This window comes from Nocardia sp. NPDC049526, assembly GCF_044465765.1.
Taxonomy (GTDB): domain Bacteria; phylum Actinomycetota; class Actinomycetes; order Mycobacteriales; family Mycobacteriaceae; genus Nocardia.
The window spans coordinates 182,533-208,286 of sequence record NZ_JBITMA010000002.1 but is presented as its reverse complement, the minus strand read 5'-3'; the positions used below and the strand labels follow the sequence as shown (position 1 = coordinate 208,286).

2 protein-coding genes are annotated in these 25,754 nt (G+C 66.8%); both read left to right on the top strand.

The features are described 5' to 3' along the window. Positions 1–537 precede the first annotated feature (537 nt). On the top strand, positions 538–24,972 hold the full coding sequence (locus tag ACIBW7_RS05740; RefSeq protein WP_397044525.1) for a non-ribosomal peptide synthase/polyketide synthase: 24,435 nt from the start codon (positions 538–540) through the stop codon (positions 24,970–24,972). Then, positions 24,966–25,754, top strand: a complete 789-nt coding sequence (locus ACIBW7_RS05735) for an FkbM family methyltransferase (protein ID WP_397044523.1) — start codon at positions 24,966–24,968, stop codon at positions 25,752–25,754. The genes ACIBW7_RS05740 and ACIBW7_RS05735 overlap by 7 nt, the downstream gene beginning before the upstream one ends.

The window sequence follows — 25,754 nt, the reverse complement described above, 5'->3', positions numbered from 1 at the left end:
GGCGCGTGGACGTGTGAAAATCTTGTCTTTTGAGGGGTCGGATAATGTCCGAAGCGGCAGCCACCCGGGTCGGGCTCGACTTTGGAATGGGACACCGAGCCGAGGTGGGGCGGGTAATCAGCCACTTCGAACAACTGATATCTCATTTGATACGGACATATCGTACGTAGCTTGACATATCCGGCGAGGCCTCCATCGACCTCGCGTGAGCAGGGGGTTTCTGAACTTCTACACGCTTGCGGCGGCACATCGTCGTGTCGCCGCTACAACGAATTTGTTGCAAAGTTGCTCGGCATGGTCGGGGACAGGGGTTTGGTGTACCTATGGAGCGGCTACGACTTCGAGCTGCCATTAGTGAAGTCATGCACTTCGGCTGGCGCATGACCGCAGCAGGGGATTGATGCTCGCTTCGACGTCGGTGAGGTGCATATGTAATTGCATCGGTGAGTAAAGAAACACCTACCGGAAATTCCGGGCACTGACGGGTCTTTGTTGCGCGCTGCTCCTGTGTCTCGGAATTCGAGGAGAGGTCAAACGATGAGTCCGAATTCAGCCACGCCTGCCGACCGAGATCCGGATCTGATTCCGCTTTCGAGGGCGCAATACGGAATGTGGCTCGCAAACAACCTGCCCGGCGGCCCGAACGTCAATATCGCACACTACGTCGAGATCGAGGGGCCTATAGACTACGACGCGTTCACCAAGGCGGTGAACGACGCCGGCCACGAGACCGAGTCTCTTGTTGTCCGGGTGGTCGAATCCGGCGGTAACCCGTATCAATTCGTCGACCGCAGCATCGTTTACGACGAACCGTTGCTGGATCTCAGCGCCGAAGAAGATCCGTACGCGGCGGCGATGGAATGGATGCGCCGTGACTACAACACCAAGGTTATCGACCTGGCCCAGGATCGGCTCGCCGCCACGCGGCTCATCCGGCTCGGCGAAGACCGGTATCTATGGTACGCGCGCGCCCATCATCTGGTGATCGATGGCTATGGCGCGTTCAACACCCTGAACCGAGTGGCCGAGCACTACAACGCGCTACTCGAGGGCAGGCCGCCGGCCCGGCTGGTGGCGGCCCGGCTGGCGGACATCATCGCGGCGGAGCGCGAATATCGCATGAGCGGCCGGTTCGACACCGACAAGGCGTACTGGCTGGACAAGGTCGCCGATTTGCCGCCGACGACGAGCCTGTCCGGTCGCACCGCCAAGTGGAGTGAGGACGACCGCTTCGCCGGTCGGCCGCTGCCGTCGCGGTTGACCGCCATGCTCGACCGTTTCGCCGACGACCTGCACGCGTCGTCCGCGCAGGTGGTGGTGGCCGCGTTCGCCGCGTTTCTCGCCCGCATGACGGACACCGACGACGTCGTCTTGTCGCTTCCGGTGACCGGACGGACGACGTTGCGCTTGCGGAACGCCGCAGCGATGTTGGCGAACATGGTGCCGATCCGATTCGCCGTGGACGCGACGACCACCGTGGAAGGGCTGATTCGCGCGTCGGTGTCCGAGCTCGTCCTGGCGATGCGGCACCAGCTCTACCGGTTCGAGGATCTGCGCCGCGATTCCAACGCGTTGGACGCGGCCGCGACCTCGTTCGGTCCGATTCTCAATATCTTGTTCTTCGATTCCGAGATTCGGCTCGGCTCGGCGCTCGGCCGCTACCGCGCACTGACCTCCGGTGCCCTGGACGACCTGCAGCTCAATATGTACCGCTCCGGGGCCGACGCGCCGCTGCTCATCGAATTGCACGGCAACGCCAACCTGTACAGCCAGCACGAACTCGACGTGCACACTGATCGATTCATCGACTTCTTGCATCGCATGATGGACTCGCCCGTCGACACCCGCGTGGTCGACATCCCGCTCGTCGATCCCGCTGAGGAGCGGCGCATGCTCGGCGAACTCGCCGGCCGCGACGGCTCGGCGAGTTCCGCGACACTCGTCGATCTGCTCACGCGACAGGCCGTGGCCACGCCGTCCGCGGTCGCCGTCACGTCGGGTACGACCGCGCTGACCTACCGTGAGCTCGACGAGCGCTCGAACCGGTTCGCCCGCAAGCTCATCGCCCTCGGTGCTGGGCCGGAATCGCTGGTGGCCATCGCGATGCCACGCGATGCCGATTTGATCATCGTCGCGGTGGCGGTGCTGAAGTCGGGGGCCGGGTATCTGCCGCTGGACGTCGCGCACCCGCTCGATCGACTCGAGTACGTGCTGCAGGATGCCGATCCGATCGCTGTGGTGACGAACCGGAGCATGCGCGATCAGGTGCCCGGCGACGCCGGTCCCGTGGTGCTGTTCGACGACCACTCGGGTGTGGAAACCGCTCATCCGATCACCGATGCGGATCGCACCCGCCCGCTGCGCCTCGACAACGTCGCCTACGTCATCTACACCTCCGGATCGACGGGACGGCCGAAAGGCGTGCCGATCACCCATCGCGCGGTCGCCACCTATCTGACGAACGCGTGTACCGAAATCGGAGTCCGCGCCGACGACGTGTGGACGTTGTTCCATTCGTTCGCGTTCGACTATTCGGTGTGGGAGATCTTCGGTGCGTTGGTTACCGGCGGCCAGGTGGTCGTGGTCGACAGCCCCACCACGCGTTCGCCCGACGACGTCGTGCGCTTGGTGGCGCGCGAGAAGGTGAGCGTCTTCAGCCAAACACCCTCGGCATTCCATCAATTCGCGACCGCGCGACAGCGATTTGCGGCCGCCGGGGAGCCCGACAGTGAGCTTTCCTTGAGACTCGTCGTTCTCTCGGGCGAAGCTCTCGATCCGGCGGGTTTGTCGGACTGGTACGAGCACAATCCGAACCCGCCAGTGCTGGCCAACAGCTACGGCATCACCGAAACCACCGTCTTCGTCACCTATCTCCGGTTGACACCCGATATCGCCGTGCCGGGCGCACCGAGCACGATCGGCCCACCGCTTCCGGGCTTGCGCGTGTACATCCTGGATGAACGATTGCGCCCGGCGCCGCTGGGCGCCTGGGGCCAGATCTATGTCGCGGGAACGCAACTCGCCCGCGGCTACCGCGGCCGCCCCGGGTTGACCGCAGGACGCTTCGTCGCCGACCCGTTCGGCGAGCCGGGTGCGCGTCTCTATCGCAGCGGCGACGTCGCTCGACGAAATACCAAGGGTGAGTTGGAATATCGCGGACGTGCCGATCAGCAGGTGCAGCTGCGCGGGTTCCGGATCGAGCTGGACGAGATCCGCAGTGCGCTGCTGAGTCACAGTGCGGTCTCGACGGCGGTCGTCATCGTGCACCTGCCGGGCACGGAAGCGGCCCGGCTGATCGCCTATGTCGTGCCCGCCGCCGATGCGGTGTGCGAGCCCGAGGTGCTGCGCGTGCACGTCTGGTCGATGCTGCCGGACTACATGGTCCCGGCCCACATCGTCGTATTGCCGGCGTTGCCGCTGACCGTCAACGGCAAAGTCGACTATCGGGCGCTGCCCGAGCTGGCCGTCGGTTCGGCCGCGGCGTACTTGGCGCCGAGCACCGTCGTCGAGGAGACCATCGCCGACGTCTTCGCAGAGGTCCTGGACACTCCGCGGGTCGGTGTGCTGGACAGCTTCTTCGACCTGGGTGGCAATTCGCTCACCGCCACCAGCGCTTGCGTGCGGATCACCGAGCTGACCCGGCGCGAGGTATCGGTGCTCGATCTGTTCGCCAAGCCGACCGTCGCCGAACTCGCCGCCCATATCGAAGCCGGTCAGCAATCCAGCCGCCCCGCCCTGCGGGCGCAGCCACGCGTCGAGCCGATTCCGTTGGCGCCCGCACAGAATCGGATCTGGCTGATCAATCAGGTCGACCCGGGATCGGCGGCGTACAACATTCCGCTGGTTCTGCAGCTGACCGGACACCTCGACACCAGGGCACTGCGCTCGGCGCTGACCGACGTGATCGAACGGCACGAATCTCTGCGAACCGTCTATCCCGCCGTGAATGGTCAAGGGACGCAGGTGATCCTGTCGGCCGAGCAAGTCGCTGCCGATCTCGATTCGACCCCGCAGCTCACCCGCCCCGAAGATCTCGACAACCGGATCCGCGAGCTGGCTTCGACCGGGACCGACGTGCGCCGACGTCCGCCGATCCGGGTCGCACTGCTCGCGTCCACCGACCAGCGGCGGCACGTCTTGGTCGTCGTCCTGCACCACGTCTGCTGCGACGGATCGTCGCTGCCATCGCTAGCGGCCGATTTCGCAGCGGCCTACCGAGCGAGGTCGCAGGGACACGGCCCGGACTGGCAACCACTGACCGTGCAGTACGCCGACTACAGCATCTGGCATCGCAGTGTGCTCGGCGACGAAAACGATCCGGACTCGCTCGCGGCACGCCAATTACATTACTGGACAGCACAATTGGCGGGAATGACTCGGCTGCTGGAACTCCCCGCCGACCGGCGTCGGCCGGCTCGCCAGTCCATGCTCGCAGATGTCGTCGACACCGCGCTCCCCGCCGAGACCCGCGCCGGGATCGAGCGGGTTGCGCACACGGCGAACGTCACGACCTTCATGGTCGTTCATGCCGCGTTGGCCATTCTGCTCGCCCGGCTGTCGGATTCGGCGGACATCACCATCGCGACGCCGGTCGCGGGCCGCGGCGAGCGCGCGCTGGAACCGCTGATCGGCATGTTCGTCAACACGGTGCCACTGCGCACCCCGGTGCGCGGCGACGAATCGTTCACGGAGTTTCTGACGCGAGTCAAAGACATCGATATCGAAGCTTTCGCCCACAGCGACCTGCCGTACGAACGCATCGTCGAAGCGGTCGATCCGATGCCGTCGGCAGCGCACGATCCGCTGTGTCAGGTGTACCTCGCCTTCGACAATATGGACCGCCCGAGCCTGGAGCTGCCCGAGCTCACCGCCGAGATCCTGGATCCGGGACCGCAACCAGCGAAGGTCGACATCATCGTCACCGTCGCCGAGAACACCGGGGCGGCAGGCGATCTCGGAATACGGATCAACTACGCCACCGATCTGTTCGATCGGGGGACGATCGAGGACTTCGCCGCGCGACTGAATCGGATCCTCGACTCGGTCGTGTCGAATCCACAGCAGCAAGTGGGTAGCGTCGATGTGCTGTCGACGACCGAGCGAGCCGCGTTGGTGCCCGCGTCGGGCGGCCGTGCCGAGACACCACGGGTGCTGGCGGAGTTGCTGACGGTCCAGGAACCGGATGCCGCGGCGATCGTGTCGGGAGAACGCACGGTGTCGTACGGGGAGTTGGATGCTCGGTCGAATCAGCTCGCTCAGTTGCTGATCGAGTGGGAGACGGGTCCGGATGATCAGGTCGCGCTGGTGATGGCGCGGTCGGTGGAACTCGTGGTGGGGATGTGGGCGGTGGCGAAGGTGGGTGCGGCATTTGTCCCGGTGGATCCGCGGCATCCGCCCGAGCGAGTCGCGCTCATGGTCGCGGATGTTCGGGTGGCGTTGACGGTGGAAGCGACCCAGGGCCTGCTCCCGTCCACGGTCGAGCGGTTGATTCTCGACGATCCGGGCACCGAGGTCTGCATCGCGGCGCGATCCCCGGCCGCCGTGACGGAAGCGGATCGGGTCCGCGCCTGCCGTGCCTCGAACACGGCGTACGTGGTGTACACCTCAGGGTCGACGGGGGAGCCGAAGGGCGTCACTGTGACGCACGAGGGGTTGGCAAATTTCGCCGCCGAACAACGTGAACGCTATCGGATCGACAGTTCCGCGCGGGTGTTGCAGGTGGCAGCTCCGGGCTTTGATGCGGTGGTTCTGGAGTTGTTGATGGCGCACCCGAACGGAGCGGCCTTGGTGGTGTCGCCGCCGGATGTTTTCGCTGGCGTTCGCTTGACGGAATTGATTCGCAAGCAACGGGTTTCGCATGCATTCATCACGCCGAGCGTGCTGGCGACGATGTCGCCTACCGATGTGGATTCATTACAGGCGTTGGTCGCCGGTGGGGAGGCAGTGTCGGCGGAAACGGTCGCGGTGTGGAGTCCCGGCCGTCTGTTGTTCAACGGGTACGGGCCGACCGAGACCACGATGATGGTCGCGATCAGTGATCCCCTGTGCTCCGGTGCCCGCGTGACGATAGGTGGCCCGATCCGCGGTGTCGAGGCCCTGGTATTGGACGCGAATCTGCGGCCGGTGCCGGTCGGGGTGACGGGACAGCTGTACATCTCCGGTATCCATCTCGCCCGCGGATACCTCGCCCGACCCGCGGACACCGCGTCGGCATTCGTAGCCGATCCGTTCGGTGCGGTGGGGGCACGTATGTACCGCACCGGCGACCTGGTCCGCTGGACACCCGAGCGCACCCTCGAATACGCCGGGCGCACCGACTTCCAGGTGAAGATCCGCGGCCAGCGCATCGAACTCGGCGAAATCGAAGCCGTCCTCGCCGGGCACCCAGCGGTGGCGGCCGCGGTGGCGGTCAGCGTCGCGACGGAGAGCGGACCGAGGCTTGCCGCCTATGTCACGCCGGCGACGGATGCCGTCGATGTCGCGGAGCTGACGGCCTATGCCGCGCAACGCCTGCCGTTGCACATGGTTCCGGACGCGGTGACGGTGCTCGACGCGCTACCGCTGACATCGGTGGGCAAGGTCGACCGTGCCGCGTTGCCTGCACCGGTGTTCGCCGCCGCGACCACCGAGTTCGTCGCGCCCCGCGACGCAGCCGAGCAGATCGTCGCCGATGTGTGCGGCGCTGTTCTGGGCATTGATCGCGTCGGCGTCCTCGACAACTTCTTCGATCTCGGCGGCAATTCGCTGTCGGCGACGCGGGTAGCCGCGCGGCTGAGCGCAGTGTTCGGTGTCGAAATTCCGCTGCACACCGTGTTCGACGCGCCGACCATCGCGGCATTCGCGGAGGATCTGCGGGCCATCGACGCACCCGGGCGGGAACCACTGATTCCGCAGGTACGTCCGGCGCGGATGCCGCTGTCGCCCGCCCAGGCCCGCATGTGGTTTCTCAATCAGTTCGACACGGGCTCGGCGCTGTACAACATCGCCCTGGTTGTGGACATGTCGGGCCCCCTCGACGTGGCCGCCTTGCACGCGACGATCGCCGATGTGCTCGACCGGCACGAAGCTCTGCGGACCGTTTACCCGGACAGCGACAGCGGCCCGCACCAGCTGATCGTGTCGGTGCAGGCGGCACTACCCCCGCTGGAGCCCGTTGAGGTGGTGGCGGCAGACGTCGAGGCGCACATCGCCGCGGCGGCCGCGGCCGGATTCGATGTCACCCGCGAGGTTCCGTTCCGAATCACGTTGCTGCGCAGTGCATCCGATCAACACGCCTTGGTTTTCCTCGTTCATCACATCAGCTTCGACGGATCCTCGCTCGCGCCGCTGGCCGCGGACCTGATGACCGCCTACAACGCTCGCCTGCGGCACGAGGCGCCGCAGTGGTCGCCATTGCCAGTGCAGTACGCGGATTACGCTCTGTGGCAACGCAAATGGCTCGGCACCGAGGACGACCCGAACTGCCCGGCGGCGACCCAGATCGAGTATTGGCGGGCTGCTCTGGCCGGTCTGCCCGAAGTACTCGACCTACCCACCGATCGTCCGCGCCCGGCGCGGCAATCGTTCCGCGGTGCGGCCGTGTCGGCGACACTGCCCGCCGACCTCGGTCGTCACCTGGTCGCCCTGGCCCGCCGCCGTGACGTGACGGTCTTCATGGTGCTGCATGCGGCGTATGCCGCACTACTGGCCCGGCTTTCGGGAACCGGTGACATCGCTGTCGGCACGCCCGTCGCCGGTCGCGGCGAGCCGGGACTCGAGCGCCTGGTCGGAATGTTCGTCAACACCCTGGTGCTGCGGACGCACATCGAACCCGGCGCGTCCTTCCTCGACATCCTGGAACAGGTCCGGGCTACCGATCTGGCCGCCTTCGACCACGCCGACATCCCGTTCGAGCGCCTGGTCGAAGTGCTGAATCCACCACGCACGGCCGCGCACGCGCCGTTGACGCAGGTGGGTTTCTCGTTCCACAACATCGAGATTCCCTCGGTGCAGTTCGAGAAACTGACAGTGTCGGCCCGGATCGCCGATTCCGGTGTGGCCAAATACGATCTGCATCTGAATCTCGTCGACACCGCAGAGCGCGACGGTGAACCGGACGAGATGGCAGTCGAATTCAGTTACGCTACAGACCTTTTCGACGAGGCGACGATCAATTCGATGGTCGACCGATTCGTGCTGCTGCTGCGTGCGATAGTCGCCGATCCCGCCCGCGCGGTCGGCGATATCGAGCTGCTGACCGCGCACGAGGCACGCGAGCTGGCCGTGCGCGGAACAGGAGGGACGACGCCGCCGTCGTCTGCGACGATCGCGGACCTGTTCGCCGCGCAGGCCGCAACGACGCCGGACAGCACGGCGGTGCTCGACTCCGAAGACGGCGCGCGACTCAGCTACCGAGAGTTCGCGGCGCGGGTGAATTCGCTGGCGCGTTCGTTGATCGAACGCGGAGTTGGCCCCGAAACCGTTGTGGCCGTGGCGATGCACCGCTCCATCGACCTGCTGACCACGCTGTATGCGATCCATGCGGCCGGCGGGGCCTACCTGCCTCTGGACCCGGATCACCCGCTCGATCGCGTGTGCGTCGTGCTCGCCGCCGCGCGGCCGCTGGCGGTGCTCACCCGTCCGCTCGACGAAGCGAATCTGCCCGACGACATCCCGGTATGGGCGCTCGCGGAACTCGACGCCGAGTACCGGGATGCGGCGCCGGTGACGGACGCCGATCGGCTCGAGCCGCTGTATCCCGAGAACCTGGCGTATGTCATCTATACCTCGGGCTCGACCGGGGTGCCGAAGGGGGTGGCGGTACCGCATGCCGCGGTGGTCAATCAACTCCGCTGGATGCGTGAGCACTACCAGCTCGGCGACGACGTCATGCTGTTGCGGACTCCGGTCACCTTCGACCTGTCGGTCTGGGAGTTGTTCTGCCCTTTGATATGTGGTGCGAAGTTGGTTGTCGCGGGCCCCAACGGGAGCGGCGACCCGGATGCGATGGCCCGGTTGACAGCCGAATATCATGTGACGACAGCAAATTTCGTGCCGTCATTGCTCTCGGTGTTCCACGAGACGGCCGACGGGCGCAGGTTCCCGGACCTGCGGCGCGTGCTGTGCATCGGCGAGGCGCTGCCGACTGAAACCGTTCGCCGTTTCCGGGATCTCAGCGACGCGCGTATCGACAACCTGTACGGACCGACGGAGGCCGCGGTCAGCGTGACCGCGTATCGCATCGACGGGATCGACGGCTCCGCGGTGCCGATCGGGGTTCCCGAGCCGAACGTCATCGTGCACGTGCTGGATTCGCGACTGCACCCCGTTCCAGTGGGGGTGACCGGTGAGCTGTATCTGGGCGGCATTCAGCTGGCCCGCGGATACCACCAACGTCCCGATCTGACGGCGGCGACATTCGTCGCCGACCCGCTCGACGGCGCGCACGGATCTCGCCTGTACCGCACCGGCGACCTTGTTCACTGGGACAAAGGCGGCGCCCTGCGCTATATCGGACGCGCCGACGATCAGGTGAAGATTCGCGGGCTGCGGATCGAATTGGGCGATATCGAGGCAGCGCTGCTCGCGCACGAACAGGTGACCGCGGCCGTTGCACGGGTGCATTCCGACGGCGACGAGCAACGCTTGGTCGCCTACGTGGTCACCCCGGAGACATTGGACACCAAGCAGATTCGACGCTTCTTGCTGGAGCGACTGCCGGCCTATATGGTGCCGTCCGCGATCGTCCGGATCGACGCCGTCCCGCTGACGACGAACGGCAAGGTCGACTACCGGGCATTGCCTGCTCCGGATCCGATCGATCACACGGAATACCGGGCGCCGCGAGGGCTCGTGGAGCAGGCCGTCGCCGAGGTTTTCGCCGAGCTGCTCGGCTTGCCGACGGTCGGTGCGGACGACGACTTCTTCGACCTGGGTGGGAATTCGCTGGTCGCCACGCGCGCGCTGAGCCGGATCGGCGCCACCGTCGACGCGACCCTACCGGTGCGCATGATGTTCGAGGCACCCACCGTCGCCGAGTTGGCCGAGCGCATCGCACAGCTGCGGGGGGCGCCCGGTCTGCCTGCCCCGACGCCGAAACCGAGACCGGACCGTCTGCCGTTGTCGACGGCGCAGGCCCGGATGTGGTTCCTCAACCAGTTCGATCCGGCTTCCCCGGGATACGTTGTGCCGCTCGCGTTTCGCCTCGACGGAGTGCTCGATGTCGATGCGCTCGCGGCGGCTGTCGGGGATGTCGTCGAGCGGCACGAGAGCTTGCGCACCGTGTACCCAGCGGTCGACGGCACACCCACGCAGGTGGTGCTGGACGCGGCCGATGTCGTCGCGGGCTGGGACCTCAGCCCGCAGCGGATCGATCAGGGCGAGCTCGCGCGTCGGCTGGCCGCGTTCTCGAACACCGGATTCGATGTGTCGAAGGGCGTGCCGGTGCGGGTCGCGCTGTACCAACTGTCGGACAGGGCCTGGGTGGTCGCGCTGGCAGTACATCACATCAGTTGTGACGGTTATTCGGTGGCGCCGCTGGCCGCCGATATCGTGACGGCCTATCGTGCGCGGTCCGCCGGAAACCTGCCGGACTGGGCACCGCTCACGGTCCAGTTCGCCGATTACGCCCTGTGGCAGCGCGAGGTGCTGGGCTCGCCGGACGACTCGGGTTCGCCCGTGTCCCGCGATATCGCTTACTGGCGAACCCGACTCGCGGGCATACCCGAACTGCTCGAGCTGCCTACCGATCGACCGCGCCCGGTGGAGCAGAGCCACCGCGGCGCGGTGATCCACGTCGAGATTCCGGCGGATGTGCAGAGCCGGGTGGAGTCCCTGGCCCAGCGAGCCCGCGCGACGACATTCATGGTGGTGCATGCGGCGCTCGCGGTGCTGCTGTCACGGCTGTCGGGCAGCGACGACATCGCCATCGGCGTGCCACACGCGGGTCGCGGCCACCGGGCGCTCGACCATCTGGTCGGGATGTTCGTCAACACCTTGGTCCTGCGCACCCGCGTCATGCTCGATCAGACGGTCACCGGCTTGCTGGATGCGGTGCGGCACAGCGACATCGAGGCCTTCGACCACGCCACCGTGCCGTTCGAGCAGCTGGTGGAAACGCTGAATCCGGCACGGTCGACAGCACACACGCCGTTGTTCCAGGTCATGCTCGCCTACCAGAACATGGTGCGTGCGCGCGTGGAACTTCCGGGGCTCACGGTCGAGACCATCGATCCGGGCGACAGTGCCGCGATCTACGACCTGCTGCTCATGATGACGGAGGACCACGGGCCGGACAATGAGCCGGCCGGCATGACGCTGCGCCTGACCTACGCCACCGACCTGTTCGACGCGGACTCCGCACAGCGTTTCGCCGACCGGTTCGTTCGCCTGCTCGACGGCGTCGCGACCGATGCCGATGCGCCGATCGGTGAGCTCGATCTAATGGATGCCACCGAGCGGCAGCTGGTGCTCGACCGTTGGAACGACACCGGCGACCCCGTATCCGTGGGCCGAACCCTGGTGGACGCCTTCGATGAACAGGTGGAAGGCAGCCCGGATGCTCCGGCGATTCGGCTTCCGGACGGCGACGTGCTGACCTACCGGGATTTCGCCGCCTGCGTCAATCGGCTGGCCAGGTGGCTCATATCGCGTGATGCGAGGTCGGAAACGGTTGTAGCCGTAGCTATTCGGCGCTCGATCGACCTCGTGACAGCGCTGTATGCGGTGCTGGAGGCGGGTGCCGCGTTCCTGCCGATCGACCCGAATCAACCGAGCGAGCGAATCGGCGGTGTGCTGGGTGCGGCGCGACCGCTGATGGTGCTCACGACATCAACGGACGGCACCGGACTGCCCGAGGGATTCACCTGCGTTCGCGTCGATCGGCTGGACCTGGCCGGGCTGTCCGGTGCGCCGATCACGGACATGGAACGGTGTGCGCCGCTGCGGCCGGACAATGTGGCCTACGTCCTGTTCACCTCCGGCTCCACCGGCGTTCCCAAGGGGGTGGCCCTGACCCATGCCGCGACCATGAGTCAGCTGGCGTGGGCACAGCGGCAGTGGCCGCACACCGCGGCCGACTCGGTGCTGTACAAGACTCCGATCACCTTCGACATAGCCGTATGGGAGTTGTTCTGGCCGTTGCAGATCGGCGCGCACATCGTGGTGGCCGAACCCGACGGCCACCGCGATCCGGCCTACCTCGCCCAGGTCATCGCGAGCCGCAACATCAGCACCGTGCACTTCGTCCCGTCGATGCTCGATGTTCTCCTCGAAGCCGTCGGTGATACCGAATTGCCCTCGATCCGGCGGATATTCGTCGCTGGTGAGGCGTTGGCGCAGCACACCGTCGACGCCGCGGTGCGAGTGTTCACCGGCGCAGAGGTGGTGAACTGGTACGGCCCGGCCGAGGCCGAGGTGGTCACCGCCGCGCACGGCCTGCCCGGCGCGACAACCCCTGCGACGGTCCCGATCGGCGCGCCCGTGTCCGGCATGCGGGTCTACGTGCTGGACAAGCGACTGCAACCGGTGCCGGTCGGTGTTGTCGGTGATCTGTATGTCTCGGGTGTGCAGCTGGCGCGCGGTTATCACGGCCGCGCCGATCTGACGTGCACAGCCTTCGTCGCGCATCCGTTCGGCACGCCGGGGGAGCGGCTGTATCGCACTGGTGACCTGGTGCGGTGGACGAGAACTGGAGAGCTGGATTTTCTGGGCCGCAGCGACTTCCAGGTGAAGGTCCGCGGTCAGCGGGTGGAGCCGGGGGACATCGAAGCGGCGGCGTGCGCGATAGCGGAGGTTGCTCGTGCTGTTGCTGTCGCGACCTCGGAGCGAATCGTCGCCTACGTGACGCTCGCGCCAGGAGCGGTTACCGCTGGTCGCGCGATTCGCGACCAGCTCGCTCGCACACTGCCGTCGTATCTGGTTCCGGTGCGCGTCGAGGTGCTCGCGCAGATGCCGCTCACCCCGAACGGCAAGCTCGACCGAGCCGCGTTGCCGCAACCGACGTTCGACGACGGCGAGGGATTCGTGCCGGCGCGCACCGAACGCGAAGCGGCACTGGCCGATATCGTCGCCACAATCACGGGTAGCGATCGGGTGAGCGTGCGGGCGAACCTGTTCGAGATCGGTGTCGACTCGCTCTCGGCTGCCCGGATCGCCGCGCGCGCCGAGGCGGCGCTCGGTGTCCAGGTCGGTATCCGCGATATCTTCGAGGAGCCGACGATCGCCGGATTGGCGGCACGCCTGGCGCAGCGCACGCGGTCGTCGCTGATACCGCTCGCGCCGCGGCCGCGCCCGGGGACTGTCCCGCTGGCGGCGGCGCAACGACGGTTGTGGTTCATCAACCAGTTCGATACCGACTCGGCGGCCTACAACATCGGTTTCGCGGCCCGGTTGACCGGCGCGCTGGACGTCGACGCGTTGCGTGCGGCGTTCGAGGACGTGGTGGCGCGGCACGAGCCATTGCGGACGGTGTATCCCGCGGTCGGCGGCGAACCGTGCCAGGTCGTGCGGGATGTGGCGACAGTAGTCGATGGCCTGGCACTGGATCCGGAGCCGGTCGCCGACGAGATCGTGCTGGGCGAGCGGATCCGGCAGACCGTCGAGACGGGCTTCGACGTCTCGGCAGCGGTGCCCGTGCGGGTGCGGCTGTATCGCACCGGCCCTGGCCAGCACATTCTGGTACTGGTCGTCCATCACATCGCCGCCGACGGCTCGTCGATGGCGCCGCTGGCACGCGACATGTTCGCAGCCTACCGTGCGCGGGTGAAAGACCAAGCGCCGCAATGGAAACCACTGCAAGTCCAGTACATCGACTACGCACTGTGGCAGCGGGAGATGCTCGGCGCAGAGGACGATTCGCCGTCGTTGATCGCGCGTCAGATCGCCTACTGGACCGAGGTGCTCGCTGACGCCCCCGAGCTGCTCGACCTACCGACCGATCGACCTCGGCCTGCGACCATGTCGATGGTCGGTGGCAGTGTTCGCTTCGGCATACCGCAGCGGCTCCACGACGAGGTCGTGCGGCTGGCCCGTCGAGAGGGCGTGACCGTATTCGTCGTGCTGCATTCCGCACTGGCAATCGTCTTGGCGCGCACCGCGCACACCGACGACGTGTCGGTCGGCACGCCTGTAGCGGGTCGCGGCATCCCGGCGCTGGACGATCTCGTCGGCATGTTCGTCAACACCGTGGTGCTGCGCACGCCGGTCCGCGACGACAGGTCGTTCCGGCAGCTTGTCGCGGAGGTGCGCGGCGTCGATCTCGAGGCGCTCGCGCACGCGGATCTGCCCTATGAGCGACTCGTCGATCTGCTCGACCGGCCCCGGTCGACGGCGTATACGCCGCTCTATCAGGTGCTGTTCGGGTTGCAGAACACCCCGGCGGCCCGGTTCCAGCTGCCGAACGTCGATGTCGAACTGCTCGATCCCGGTATCGCCCAGGCCAAGACCGACCTCACGGTGTTGCTGACCGAACGCATCGAAGGGGATCGACCTGCCGGTATCGAGGGCGAAATCATCTATGCCACAGACATTTTCGTCGAATCGACCGCGGCTTCGCTGGCCGAACGATTCATCCGCGTCCTGGATGCAGTGGTCTGCGATCCGACGCGGCCGGTGGGCGACATCCCGCTGATGGGTGCCGAGGAGGCCGAACGGCTGGTCCCGGCGCGCGGCAGTGACGCCCCTGCGCCGCGTCTGCTTCCTGATCTGCTGGCCTCGGCCGTGGCAACCGCCCCCTCGGCGATCGCCCTGGTCGACGGCACCCGGGCCCTCACCTACGCCGACCTCGACCGCCGCGCCAATCAGCTTGCGGCGCAGTTGCTTTCCTGCGGCGCAGGGCCCGGAATGTGCGCCGCGCTGGCCGTGCCACGATCGGCCGACTATCACGTCGCCATGTGGGCGATCACGAAGACCGGCGCCACCTTCGTCCCGGTGGACCTGCGCTATCCGCCGGAGCGGATCGCCTACCTGCTGCACGACTCCGGTGCCGAACTCGGCATCACGGTCGCGGCCGCGCGTATATCCCTACCCGACGACGTCCGCTGGCTGGTGCTCGACGACCCACGCACGGCCGCCGACATCGCCGCACGTCCCGGCCACGCCGTCTCGGACGCGAACCGCCCACGCGCACTGCGGATTCAGGATGCGGCATACGTGATCTACACGTCGGGTTCGACCGGGACGCCAAAGGGCGTGGTGGTTACCCACGAGGGGCTGGCGTCCTTCGCGGCCGAGCAGCGCGAGCGCTATCGGGTGGACGGCACGTCGCGCGTGCTGCAAGCTGCGGCACCCGCCTTCGACGCGGTCCTGCTCGAAGCGTTGATGGCGCACGTTGCCGGCGCGGCGCTGGTGGTGTCGCCGCCGGAAGTGCTCGGCGGCGCAGACCTGGTCGCGCTGATCCGAGCACATCAGGTGACGCATGCGTTCCTGACACCGAGTGTGCTGGCGACGATGTCGCCTGCCGAGGTGGATTCGATACGGATGCTGGCGGTCGGCGGCGAGAAGGTGGCGCAGGATCTGATTGCCGCCTGGGCGGCCGGGCGGCGATTGCACCACATCTACGGTCCGACCGAGACGACGATCGTGATCACGATCAGCGACCCTGTGCACACGGGCGAGGTGCTCACCATCGGTGGACCGATCCGCGGTGCGGAGGCGGTGGTGCTGGACGCGCGGCTGCGACCGGTGCCGATCGGAGTAGCGGGGGAACTGTACTTCTCGGGGGCCGCGCTGGCGCGCGGTTACCTGAATCGCCCTGCGACAACGGCAGCTTCGTTCGTGGCGAACCCCTACGGTTCGCCGGGTTCACGGATGTATCGCACCGGCGATATCGTCCGCTGGACCACGCAGGACACGCTGCAATACATCGGCCGCCTCGATTTCCAGATCAAGATTCGGGGCCAGCGTGTCGAGCTGGGCGAAATCGACGTCGCGCTGCTCACGCATCCGGCGGTTGCCACTGCGGTCACCGTAAGCCGTACCGGGCCCGGCGGGCAACCTGTGCTTGCCGCCTACATCACGGCCGAACCCGCAGCGGTCGCCGATCCGAGCGCGGTACTCGATCACGTGGCGACCGCCTTGCCCGCCCACATGGTGCCGGCGACGATAACGGTGCTCGACCACCTGCCGCTCACCTCGACGGGCAAGGTGGATCGAGAAGCGTTGCCGGAGCCCGTCTTCGAGACCATTGAGGACGGTGCCGCCGCGGCATCGACCGAGCTGGAACGCACCATCGCCGCCGCCTTCGCGGATGTCCTCGGTGTCGCGACGGTGGGCGCGACAACCTCCTTCTTCGCGCTCGGCGGCGATTCCATTATGTCGATCCAGTTGGCCTCGCGGCTGAAGTCCGCAGGCATCGGCGTGGCGGCTCGAGACATCTTCGAGCGCAAGACAGTTCGACGACTGGCACAGGTGGCGCAGGCCGCCGAGCGGGCGTCGCTCGACGAGCTGCCCGGCGGTGGTGTGGGCGAGATTCCGTTCACGCCGATCGTGTCCTGGTTTGTCGAGCGACTCGGGGCACCGGCTCGATTCGCGCAGTCCATGCTGGTGCGCTTGCCGCGTGACGCGCGCGTCGACGACGTGGTCGCGACCGTGCGGGCGATCGTCGAACACCACGATGTGCTGCGCTCGCGGCTCGATGCCCAACGCTGGGAGGTGCTGCCACCGAGCGCTGCCGATCCCGCCGGTTCGGTCTCCGTCCGGACCTTCGGCGCCGGCGAGGCTCCGGGCAGCGCCGGTTTCGCCGCCGTGGTGGAGGCGGCGGCCACTACGGCGTTCGACCGGCTCGACCCGGCGGTGGGCAAGATGGTGCACGTTGTGTGCCTGCTGCCCGAAACGGGCTTCGACGCGCAGGCCCGTGCCCTCGTCGTGATCCATCACCTGGCAGTCGATGCGGTGTCGTGGCGGATTCTGCTGCCCGACTTCGTGACTGCGTGGCAGCAGATCACCGAGGGGCGGCCGGTCGAGTTGGCCGCGCCGGGCACCTCTATGCGTCGGTGGTCGGCTGCGATGATCGCCGCCGCGGCAGCGCGCGCCGGCGAATTCGAGCTGTGGCATCGGATCTGTTCGGCACCCGATCCGTTGCTCGGACGTGCGGATTTTGATCCCACGCTGGACACCCAATCGACCGTGGGTCAGCTGACCGTGTCACTCCCGGCCGAGGTGACCTCGGCGTTGCTCGACGAGGTGCCCGAAGCCGTGCGCGGTAGCGTCGACGATGCGCTGCTGGCCGCTCTCACCGTGGCCCTGACTCGCTGGCGGCGGCGTCGCGGCATTGCATACGCGGGCATGAATGTCCTGCTGGAGGGGCACGGTCGCGAAGAGCAGATCGTCGAGGGCGCGGACGTCTCCGGAACCGTTGGCTGGTTCACCACTCGATATCCGGCGGCGCTCGACCTGAGTGGTGTCGATCCCACTGATGTGCGCGCGGCGGTGAAATCCGTCAAAGACCAGCTGCGCGACATCCCGGACAAGGGAATCGGTTACGGCCTGCTGCGCTATCTGAATACCGCTACGGCCGAGCGGCTCGCGGTATTGCCGGAGCCGCAGATCAGTGTCAACAATCTCGGGCGAAGCGGCGTCGATCTCACGGCATTGTCGGATCTGCCATGGGTTCCGACCGACGAACCTTTCGACCGACGGGCCGCATTCGATCCGGATATGCCGGCGGCGGCGGTCGTCACGATCGACGTGAACATCGTCGACGCGGCAGCCGGACCTCAGCTGTCGGCGTACGTCGGCTACGCCTCGCGGCTGCTCGACCACGACGAGGTGGCCGAACTCGTCGAAGAATGGGTCGATGCTCTGACCGCCATCGCGGCCGTCGCGAACCAGGATTGGGGACTGACTCGGGCAGACGTTCCGCTCGCCGACGTCACCCAGCGCGATCTGGACGCGTTCGCCGACCGGTACCGACGATTGAGCGACGTGTGGCCGTTGGCGCCGCTGCAGGCGGGGCTGCTGTTCCACGCCGAGGTAGCCGCGGGCCACCTCGACGTATACATCGCGCAATCGGTGCTGACGCTATCGGGCGCGGTCGACGAGCACCGGCTCGAGCGCTCCGCGCGGGCCCTGTTCGCACGCCACAGCAACCTGCGGGCCGCCTTCACCCGAACCGCCGAAGGCGTTCCGGTGCAAGTGATTCCGGCCGATACCGACATCCCGTGGCGCAGCATCACGCTGTCCGACAGCACACCGGACCTGAACGAGGTGATCGACGCCGAGCGGGCGGCCGGGTTCGATCCGGCTGATCCGCCGCTGCTGCGGTTCGTGATCGTTACGGTGGGACCGCGAGACTTCCGGCTGATACTGACCGCCCACCACCTTCTGCTCGACGGCTGGTCGCTGCCGCTGCTGTGGCGTGAACTGGTCGGCTTGTACGCGGTGGACGCACAGCCGCAGCTGTTGCCCGATGCGGTGCCCTACCACGATTATCTGGAATGGCTGGACCGGCGCGATCGCACCGGAAGCATCGAGGCGTGGCGGGACGCGCTGCGCGATGTCGCCGAGCCCACGCTGGTCGCCGATCCGCACACCGATACGACCGCGACCATCCCGATCGATCTGCCGGTCGTTCTCGATCGCGACGCGACGGCCGAGTTGGTGGAATTCGGCCGGACACACGCGGTGACGATGGCGACGATCGTCCAGTTCGCCTGGGCGGTGGTATTGAGCAACCTGCTCGGGGCCGACCGCGTGGTGTTCGGCAGCACGGTGTCCGGCCGTCCCGCCGACGTGTCCGGGGTCGAGTCGATGATCGGTCTGTTCATCAATACGATTCCGGTCGTCGTCGAGGTGCGCCCGGACCGGACCATCGAGGATGCGCTGACTCGACTGCAGGCCGACAACGCCCGTCTGCTCGACCACCACTACCTCGAACTACCGCAGATTTTGGCGGCCGTGGACGCCGTGTCCCTGTTCGACACGCTGGTCGTGTTCGAGTCCTACCCGGTCGACAGCAGCGGATTGGGCGACGCCGACATCGATGGGATGCGGGTGGTCGCGGCGGAAGGTCGCGACGCCGCGCATTACCCGATCACCGTGCAGGCGCACCACACCGACCAACTGCACGTCCGCCTGCGCTACCAGCAGGACCGCATCCACGACGAGACGGCGTCCGGTCTCGCCGCCCGGCTCGACATCGTGCTACGCGCGATCACGACTGATCCGAACGCGCGGCTCGATTCGGTCGATCTGCTGTCCACAGCCGATCGGCGTGAATTGGTGCCGGCCACAGGTGGCAGTGCCGCGTCGCCGCAGCTGCTCGCGGAGTTGCTGGCCGCAGGCGTGGACATGAATCCCACTGCGGCAGCGCTGCTTTCAGGTTGGTGCACGATGTCCTACGCCGAGTTGGATGCAAGATCGAACCAGCTGGCGCGGCAGTTGATCGAGTGCGGTGTCGGCCCCGGCGACCACGTCGCGCTGGCGATGGCGCGGTCGGCGGAGTTCGTGCTCGGCCTGTGGGCGACGGCCAAGGCGGGTGCGGCGTTCGTGCCGATCGATCCGCGCAATCCGGCCGAGCGCGTGGCACACATGATCGCGGACTCCGGTGTGCGGGTCGCGCTCACCGTCGAGGCATCACGGGATCTGCTTCTCGATGCGGTGCGCCTGCTGGTCCTCGACGATCCGGACACCGAGACCGCTGTCGCGGCCAAGTCCGCGGCCACCGTCACCGACGCCGATCGTCTGCGGACCCCACTACTCCGGGATGCGGCGTACATGATCTACACCTCGGGGTCGACCGGATTCCCGAAGGGCGTCGTGGTCACCCACGAGGGGCTGGCGAATTTCTCCGCGGTAGTGCGTGACCGCTTCGGAGTGGACACCGGTTCGCGCGTGCTGCAGGCGTCCGGTCCCGGGTTCGATGTGATGGTCCTCGAAGTACTGCTGGCCCATGCGAACGGCGCATTGCTGGTGGTGCCGGCACCGGACGCGTTCGCCGGCGATGAGCTGGCGGAATTGATTCGGGTGCAACGGGTATCGCATGCGTTCCTCACCCCGAGCGTGCTGGCCACCATGGCACCGGCAGGTATGGACTCACTGCGAGTGCTGATCGCCGGCGGCGAGGCGGTGACACCGGAGCTGGTCTCGGTGTGGGCACCGGGCAGGCGCTTGCTGAACGGGTACGGACCGACCGAGGCCACGATTCTGGCCGGGATCAGCGGTTCGCTGCACCCGGGCGATGCGGTGACGATCGGCGGACCGATCCGCGGCGTCGAAGCCGTCGTGCTCGATCCGTGGTTGCGTCCGGTGCCGGTCGGGGTGGTGGGGGAGTTGTACCTCGCGGGGATCCAGCTGGCGCGCGGGTATGTGAACCGGCCTGCGGCAACCGCGGGTGCCTTCGTGGCGAATCCCTTCGGCGCGGCAGGGTCGCGCATGTACCGCACCGGCGATCTTGCCCGCTGGACTTCGGACCACGCCGTGGCGTACCTCGGCCGCCGTGATTTCCAAGTCAAGATCCGCGGTCAACGCATCGAACTCGGCGAGATCGAGGCCGTGCTGTCCGAGCATCCCGGAGTCGACCACGCGGTGGTCGTGTTGCGAACGGACGAGCGCGGCACCGACCAGCTCGTCGGCTATCTGGTTGGCGACGAAAGCATCGATCCGAGCGAGGTCAAGGCTGCTGCCCGACGTCATCTGCCCGCGCACATGGTGCCCGGCGTACTGATGCCGCTCGCCGAGTTCCCCCTGACCGCGACCGGCAAGCTGGATCGGGCGGCATTACCCACGCCGGAATTCCCGGACAAGCGGGAATGGGTCGCCCCGAGTACCGACACCGAACAGCGCGTCGCGGACGTTTTCGGCGACGTCTTGGGCGTCGGCGGAGTAGGCGCAGCGGACAGCTTCTTCGAGCTCGGCGGCAATTCGCTGTCGGCGACGCGCGTGGTCGCGCGATTGCGCACGGCACTCGGCGTGAGCGTCGGTATTCGGGACCTGTTCGACGCACCGACAGTCGCCGAACTCGCCGCGCATCTCACTACAGCCGACCGGAACGTCGCCGTGCCGCTGACACCGCGCACCCGGCCAGCTCTGGTACCGCTGTCCCCTGCACAGCAGCGGATGTGGTTCCTCAATCAATTCGACACCTCGGTCGGCGGGTACAACATTCCGCTGGTGGTCCGGCTGCGGGGCGAGCTCGATATCGATGCGCTGCGGCAGGCGTGCGAGCTGGTCATCGACCGGCACGAGTCGCTGCGAACCAAGTTTCCGATGATCAACGGGACGCCCTGTCAGGTCATGGTCGGCGCCGACGAGGTCGCACCGGCTCTGATTCCGATCCGGGTCGACGAACAACATGTGCTGGAGCGGGCGACGGCGGTGGTCTCCGCGGGCTTCGATGTGACCCGAGTACCTCCGGTGCGAGCCGAATTGTTCGCCCTCGGCGACCGTGATCACGTGCTGGTGATCTGCGTGCATCACATCTGCGCCGACGGACAGTCGATGATGCCGCTCGCGCGGGACGTGGCGGTGGCATATGAGGCGAGTAGGCAAGGGGAACAACCGAACTGGCCGCCCCTTCCGATCCAGTACGCCGATTACGCGCTGTGGCAGCGTGCGGTGCTCGGCGACGAACACGATCCGGACTCGCTGGTCTCCCGGCAGCTGCGATTCTGGACCGACTGCCTCACCGGGCTGCCCGAACTGCTCGAGCTGCCGACCGACCTGCCCCGGCCGCCGGTGCCGTCCATGCGGGGCCGCGTGGTCGATTTCGAGCTGTCCGCCGAGTTGCACGCTCGCATCGTTGCCCTCGCCCGCGAGGCCAACGCGACGGTGTTCATGGTCTTGCACGCCGCCTTGACCGTGCTGCTGTCCAGGCTGGCCGACGTCGACGATGTCGCGATCGGCACCCCGGTGGCCGGCCGCGGCGACCGCGAACTCGACGATCTGATCGGCATGTTCGTCAACACGCTGGTGTTGCGGTCGCGGGTGTCGTCGCGGCAGCCGTTCGCCGCCCTGCTCGCTGCCACCCGCGAGACGGATCTCGCCGCGTTCGCCCATGCCGATGTGCCCTTCGAGGAGGTGGTGGAGGCGCTGAATCCGCGGCGGTCGACCGCGCACATGCCGCTCTATCAGGTGATGCTCGACGTCCAGGATCTCAGCGCAGCCGCGTTGGAGCTGGCGGGGCTCACCGTCGAACCGATCGAGAACGGCTTCGACCAGGCCCGCGCGGATCTGAACGTCAAGCTCGTCGAACGGTTCGGTGCGGGGGGCCGTCCGGACGGCATGGTCGGGCGACTGACCTTCGCCGACGATCTGTTCGTCGAGCAGACGATGAGTCGGTTCGCGCACGCGTATACCCGGATCCTGGAGCATGGGGTCGTGAATCCGGCTGTCGCCGTGGGCGATATCGACATCGTGGATCCCGACCAGCGGCGCGAGGTGCTGGCCGCTGCCGGAGTCGACGGCGTCGCGGTCGCGGATGTGACCCTGGCCGACCTGTTCACCTTCCGCGTCGCGGCGCAGCCGGATGCGGTCGCGGTGACCGATGGTGTGTCGCAGCTGACCTATGCGGAGCTGGATCGGCGAGCCACCCAGCTGGCCGTCCGGCTCACCGAGCGCGGTGTGGGGCCGGAAACCCTGGTGGCAGTGGCATTGTCGCGTTCGGTCGACTTGGTCGTGGGCCTGCTCGCGGTCGTGCGCGCAGGCGCCGGATATCTGCCGCTGGATATGGCGAGCCCGCCGCAGCGATTGCGCTTCATCCTCGACGACGCGCGTCCGGCCGCGGTGTTGACCTCTGTCGAAATGGCGAAGGACGTAACGGGATACGCGGCACCGACGCTACTGATCGAAGAATCCCGGACCGCGGTCCCGGACGGTCCGGTGCCCTCGGCCGCGCGACCGGACAACCTCGCCTACGTGATCTACACCTCCGGGTCGACCGGCACCCCGAAGGGAGTGGCCGTCAGCCATCGCGAAGCCGTCACATTGTTGACCCATGCCGCCGAACGATTCGACTTCCACCCCGACGACGTGTGGACGATGTTCCATTCGTACGCTTTCGATTTCGCGGTCTGGGAAATGTGGGGTGCCCTGCTGACCGGAGGCAGGCTGGTCGTCGTCGACCACGACACCTCCCGGTCACCGGAGGCGTTGGTGGAACTGGTGGCGCGTGAGCGCGTCACGGTGTTGAGCCAAACCCCCTCGGCCTTCTACGGATTCGTCGACGCGGAGCGCCGATATCGGGAATCCGGTGGCGGCTGCGGCGATCTCGTGCTCCGGTATGTCGTCTTCGGTGGCGAGGCATTGGATGCGGCGCGGTTGACCGGCTGGTTCGCTGCGCACGAACCCGGATCGCCGCAATTGGTCAACATGTACGGGATCACCGAGACGACCGTGCACGTGACATTCGCCGAGGTCGATGACCCGGGCGCAGCCGGGATCGGACAACCGCTGCCGGGGCTGCAGGTGTATGTGCTCGACGACCGGCTACAACCGGTGCCGATCGGTGTCCGCGGCGAGATCTATATCGCCGGAAGGCAACTCGCGCGCGGCTACTTGCGGGCTCCGGCGTTGACGGCGAGCCGCTTCGTGGCGAACCCGTTGGATCCGAACGGCGGCCGGTTGTATCGGACGGGCGATGTCGCCCGCTGGCGCAAGACCAGCAGCGGGCTGGAGTTGACCTACGCAGGCCGGGGCGACGCGCAAGTTCAGTTGCGCGGGTACCGGATCGAGCTGGGCGAGGTGGAGTCGGCGCTGCTACGGCATCCGTCGGTGTCGCGGGCCGCCGCGGCGGTGCACCGCCACGAGCGCGACATCGATCAGCTGATCGGTTACGTCGTCGGCACCGACGGGCAGCGGATCGATCCGCGCCAGGTCCGGGCAGCCGCTGCCGAGGTGCTGACGAGCTACATGGTGCCCTCGGTGGTCATGGTCCTGCCCGATCTGCCGTTGACCATCAACGGCAAGCTGGATCGAAAAGCATTGCCCGCTCCCGATTTCGACGGAGCAGCGTATCGATTCGTCGCACCGCGGACTCATACCGAGAAAGTGATCGGCGATGTGTACGCGCAGGTCTTGGGAACCCCGCGGGTCGGGGTGACCGACGGATTCTTCGACCTGGGGGGCAACTCACTGCTGGCCACCATCGCGATAACAGAGTTGCGGACTCGTGGTGTGACGGTCGAACTGCCCTGGATGTTCGAGGATGCCACTCCGCAGGCGTTGGCGCGCAGGGCCGACGACTCGGAAGGCGACTCCGGCCTGAAGGTACTGCTGGCGCTGCGCGCGAGCGGATCCGAGCCGGCGGTCTTCGCCGTGCACCCCGCGGGCGGTCTGGCGTGGTTCTACGGCGGCGTCATCGAACATCTGCATCCGGATCGGCCGGTGTACGGGTTGCAGGATCCGCACGTCGTTTCCGGCGAACCACGTGCGGAGTCCGTCGACGAACTGGCCGCACGCTATGTGGCCGAAATTCGCCGAGTGCAGCCTACGGGGCCGTATCACCTGCTCGGCTGGTCGTTGGGCGGTCAGATAGCGCACGCTATGGCGGTACAACTGCAGCGCGACGGTGATCGGGTCGGCATCGTGGCCCTGCTGGACAGCGCAGCAGGTGCACCATCGCAACCGGCCAAATCCCCCGCGGGCCAGCCCGCACCGGGACAGCTGATGGCCGATTTGCTCGGCGGCTGGCGGGAGCTGTTCGACCTCGGCGACGAGCTGCAGGCGACCACCCACGAGCAAGCGTGGAGTGTCATCCGGGATCAGGTGATCGCAACTGGAATGTTCACCGCCGAACAGACGGATCGGGTGATGGAGAGCTTCCGAACCGCGAGCGAGATCGCCGCCGGTTATCGGCCGAGTGTCTTGGATGGCGACCTGGTTTTCTTCACCGCCGGAAAGGACCACGCCGACCGCGATGCTCTCGCGCACACGTGGCGGCCCTATGTCAGCGGCGACATTCACAACGTCGTCGTCGACGCCCGCCACCTCGAGTTGAGCCATCCATATGCGCTGGCCATCGTCGGCCCTGTCCTCGAAAGGTTCATGGAACAATGCTGACCAATTTGCAGCAACTGCGTCTCGACGACGGCAGAACGGTGACCTGCACGAGCCCGGTCGAGGCCCGGATGCTTTGGGGCGAGACGACCGCGACGCACGGGTTCTACCAGCGTGCCGCCGCGTGCCTTTGCCCTGGAGACGTTGCCCTCGACATCGGTGCCAACATCGGACTGACCGCGATGATGTTCGCCGACACCTGCCCCGGAATTCACGTCATTGCGGTCGAGCCCGTGCCGATGACTTTTCGTTGCCTGGAGCGCAATATTGCAGCGCACGTTCCGGACGGGACATCTTTCCAGATCGCTGTCGGTGCCACACCGGGCACGCGCCCGTTCACCTGGTATCCGCACGCATCGGCGAACTCGGGTTTCTTCGCCGATCGCGAGGCAGACGACGAAGCCACCAAGATCTATCTGCGCAACAGCGGCTTGGACGACAAGGCCATCGCGCTCATCACCAGCGGCCTGCACGAGGGCGTACCACTGGAGGTCGAGGTCACCACCGTTTCCGCGATACTGGACGAACATTGCCGCGACAGCGAGATCGGGTTGCTCAAAGTCGATGTCGAGCGTGCCGAATTGGATGTCTTGCATGGCATCACCGAAGCGGACTGGCCTCGTATCCACGCCGTCGTCGCCGAAGTCCATGATCGCGACGGCCGCGTGCGAGAAGTCTGCGAGCTGCTCGGTCGGCAGGGCCTGTCCGCGCAGACTCAGCAGGATCCGCGTTTGATCGGAACCGAGATACACGAAGTATTTGCCGCCAGGCGCCGCGCCGAATGA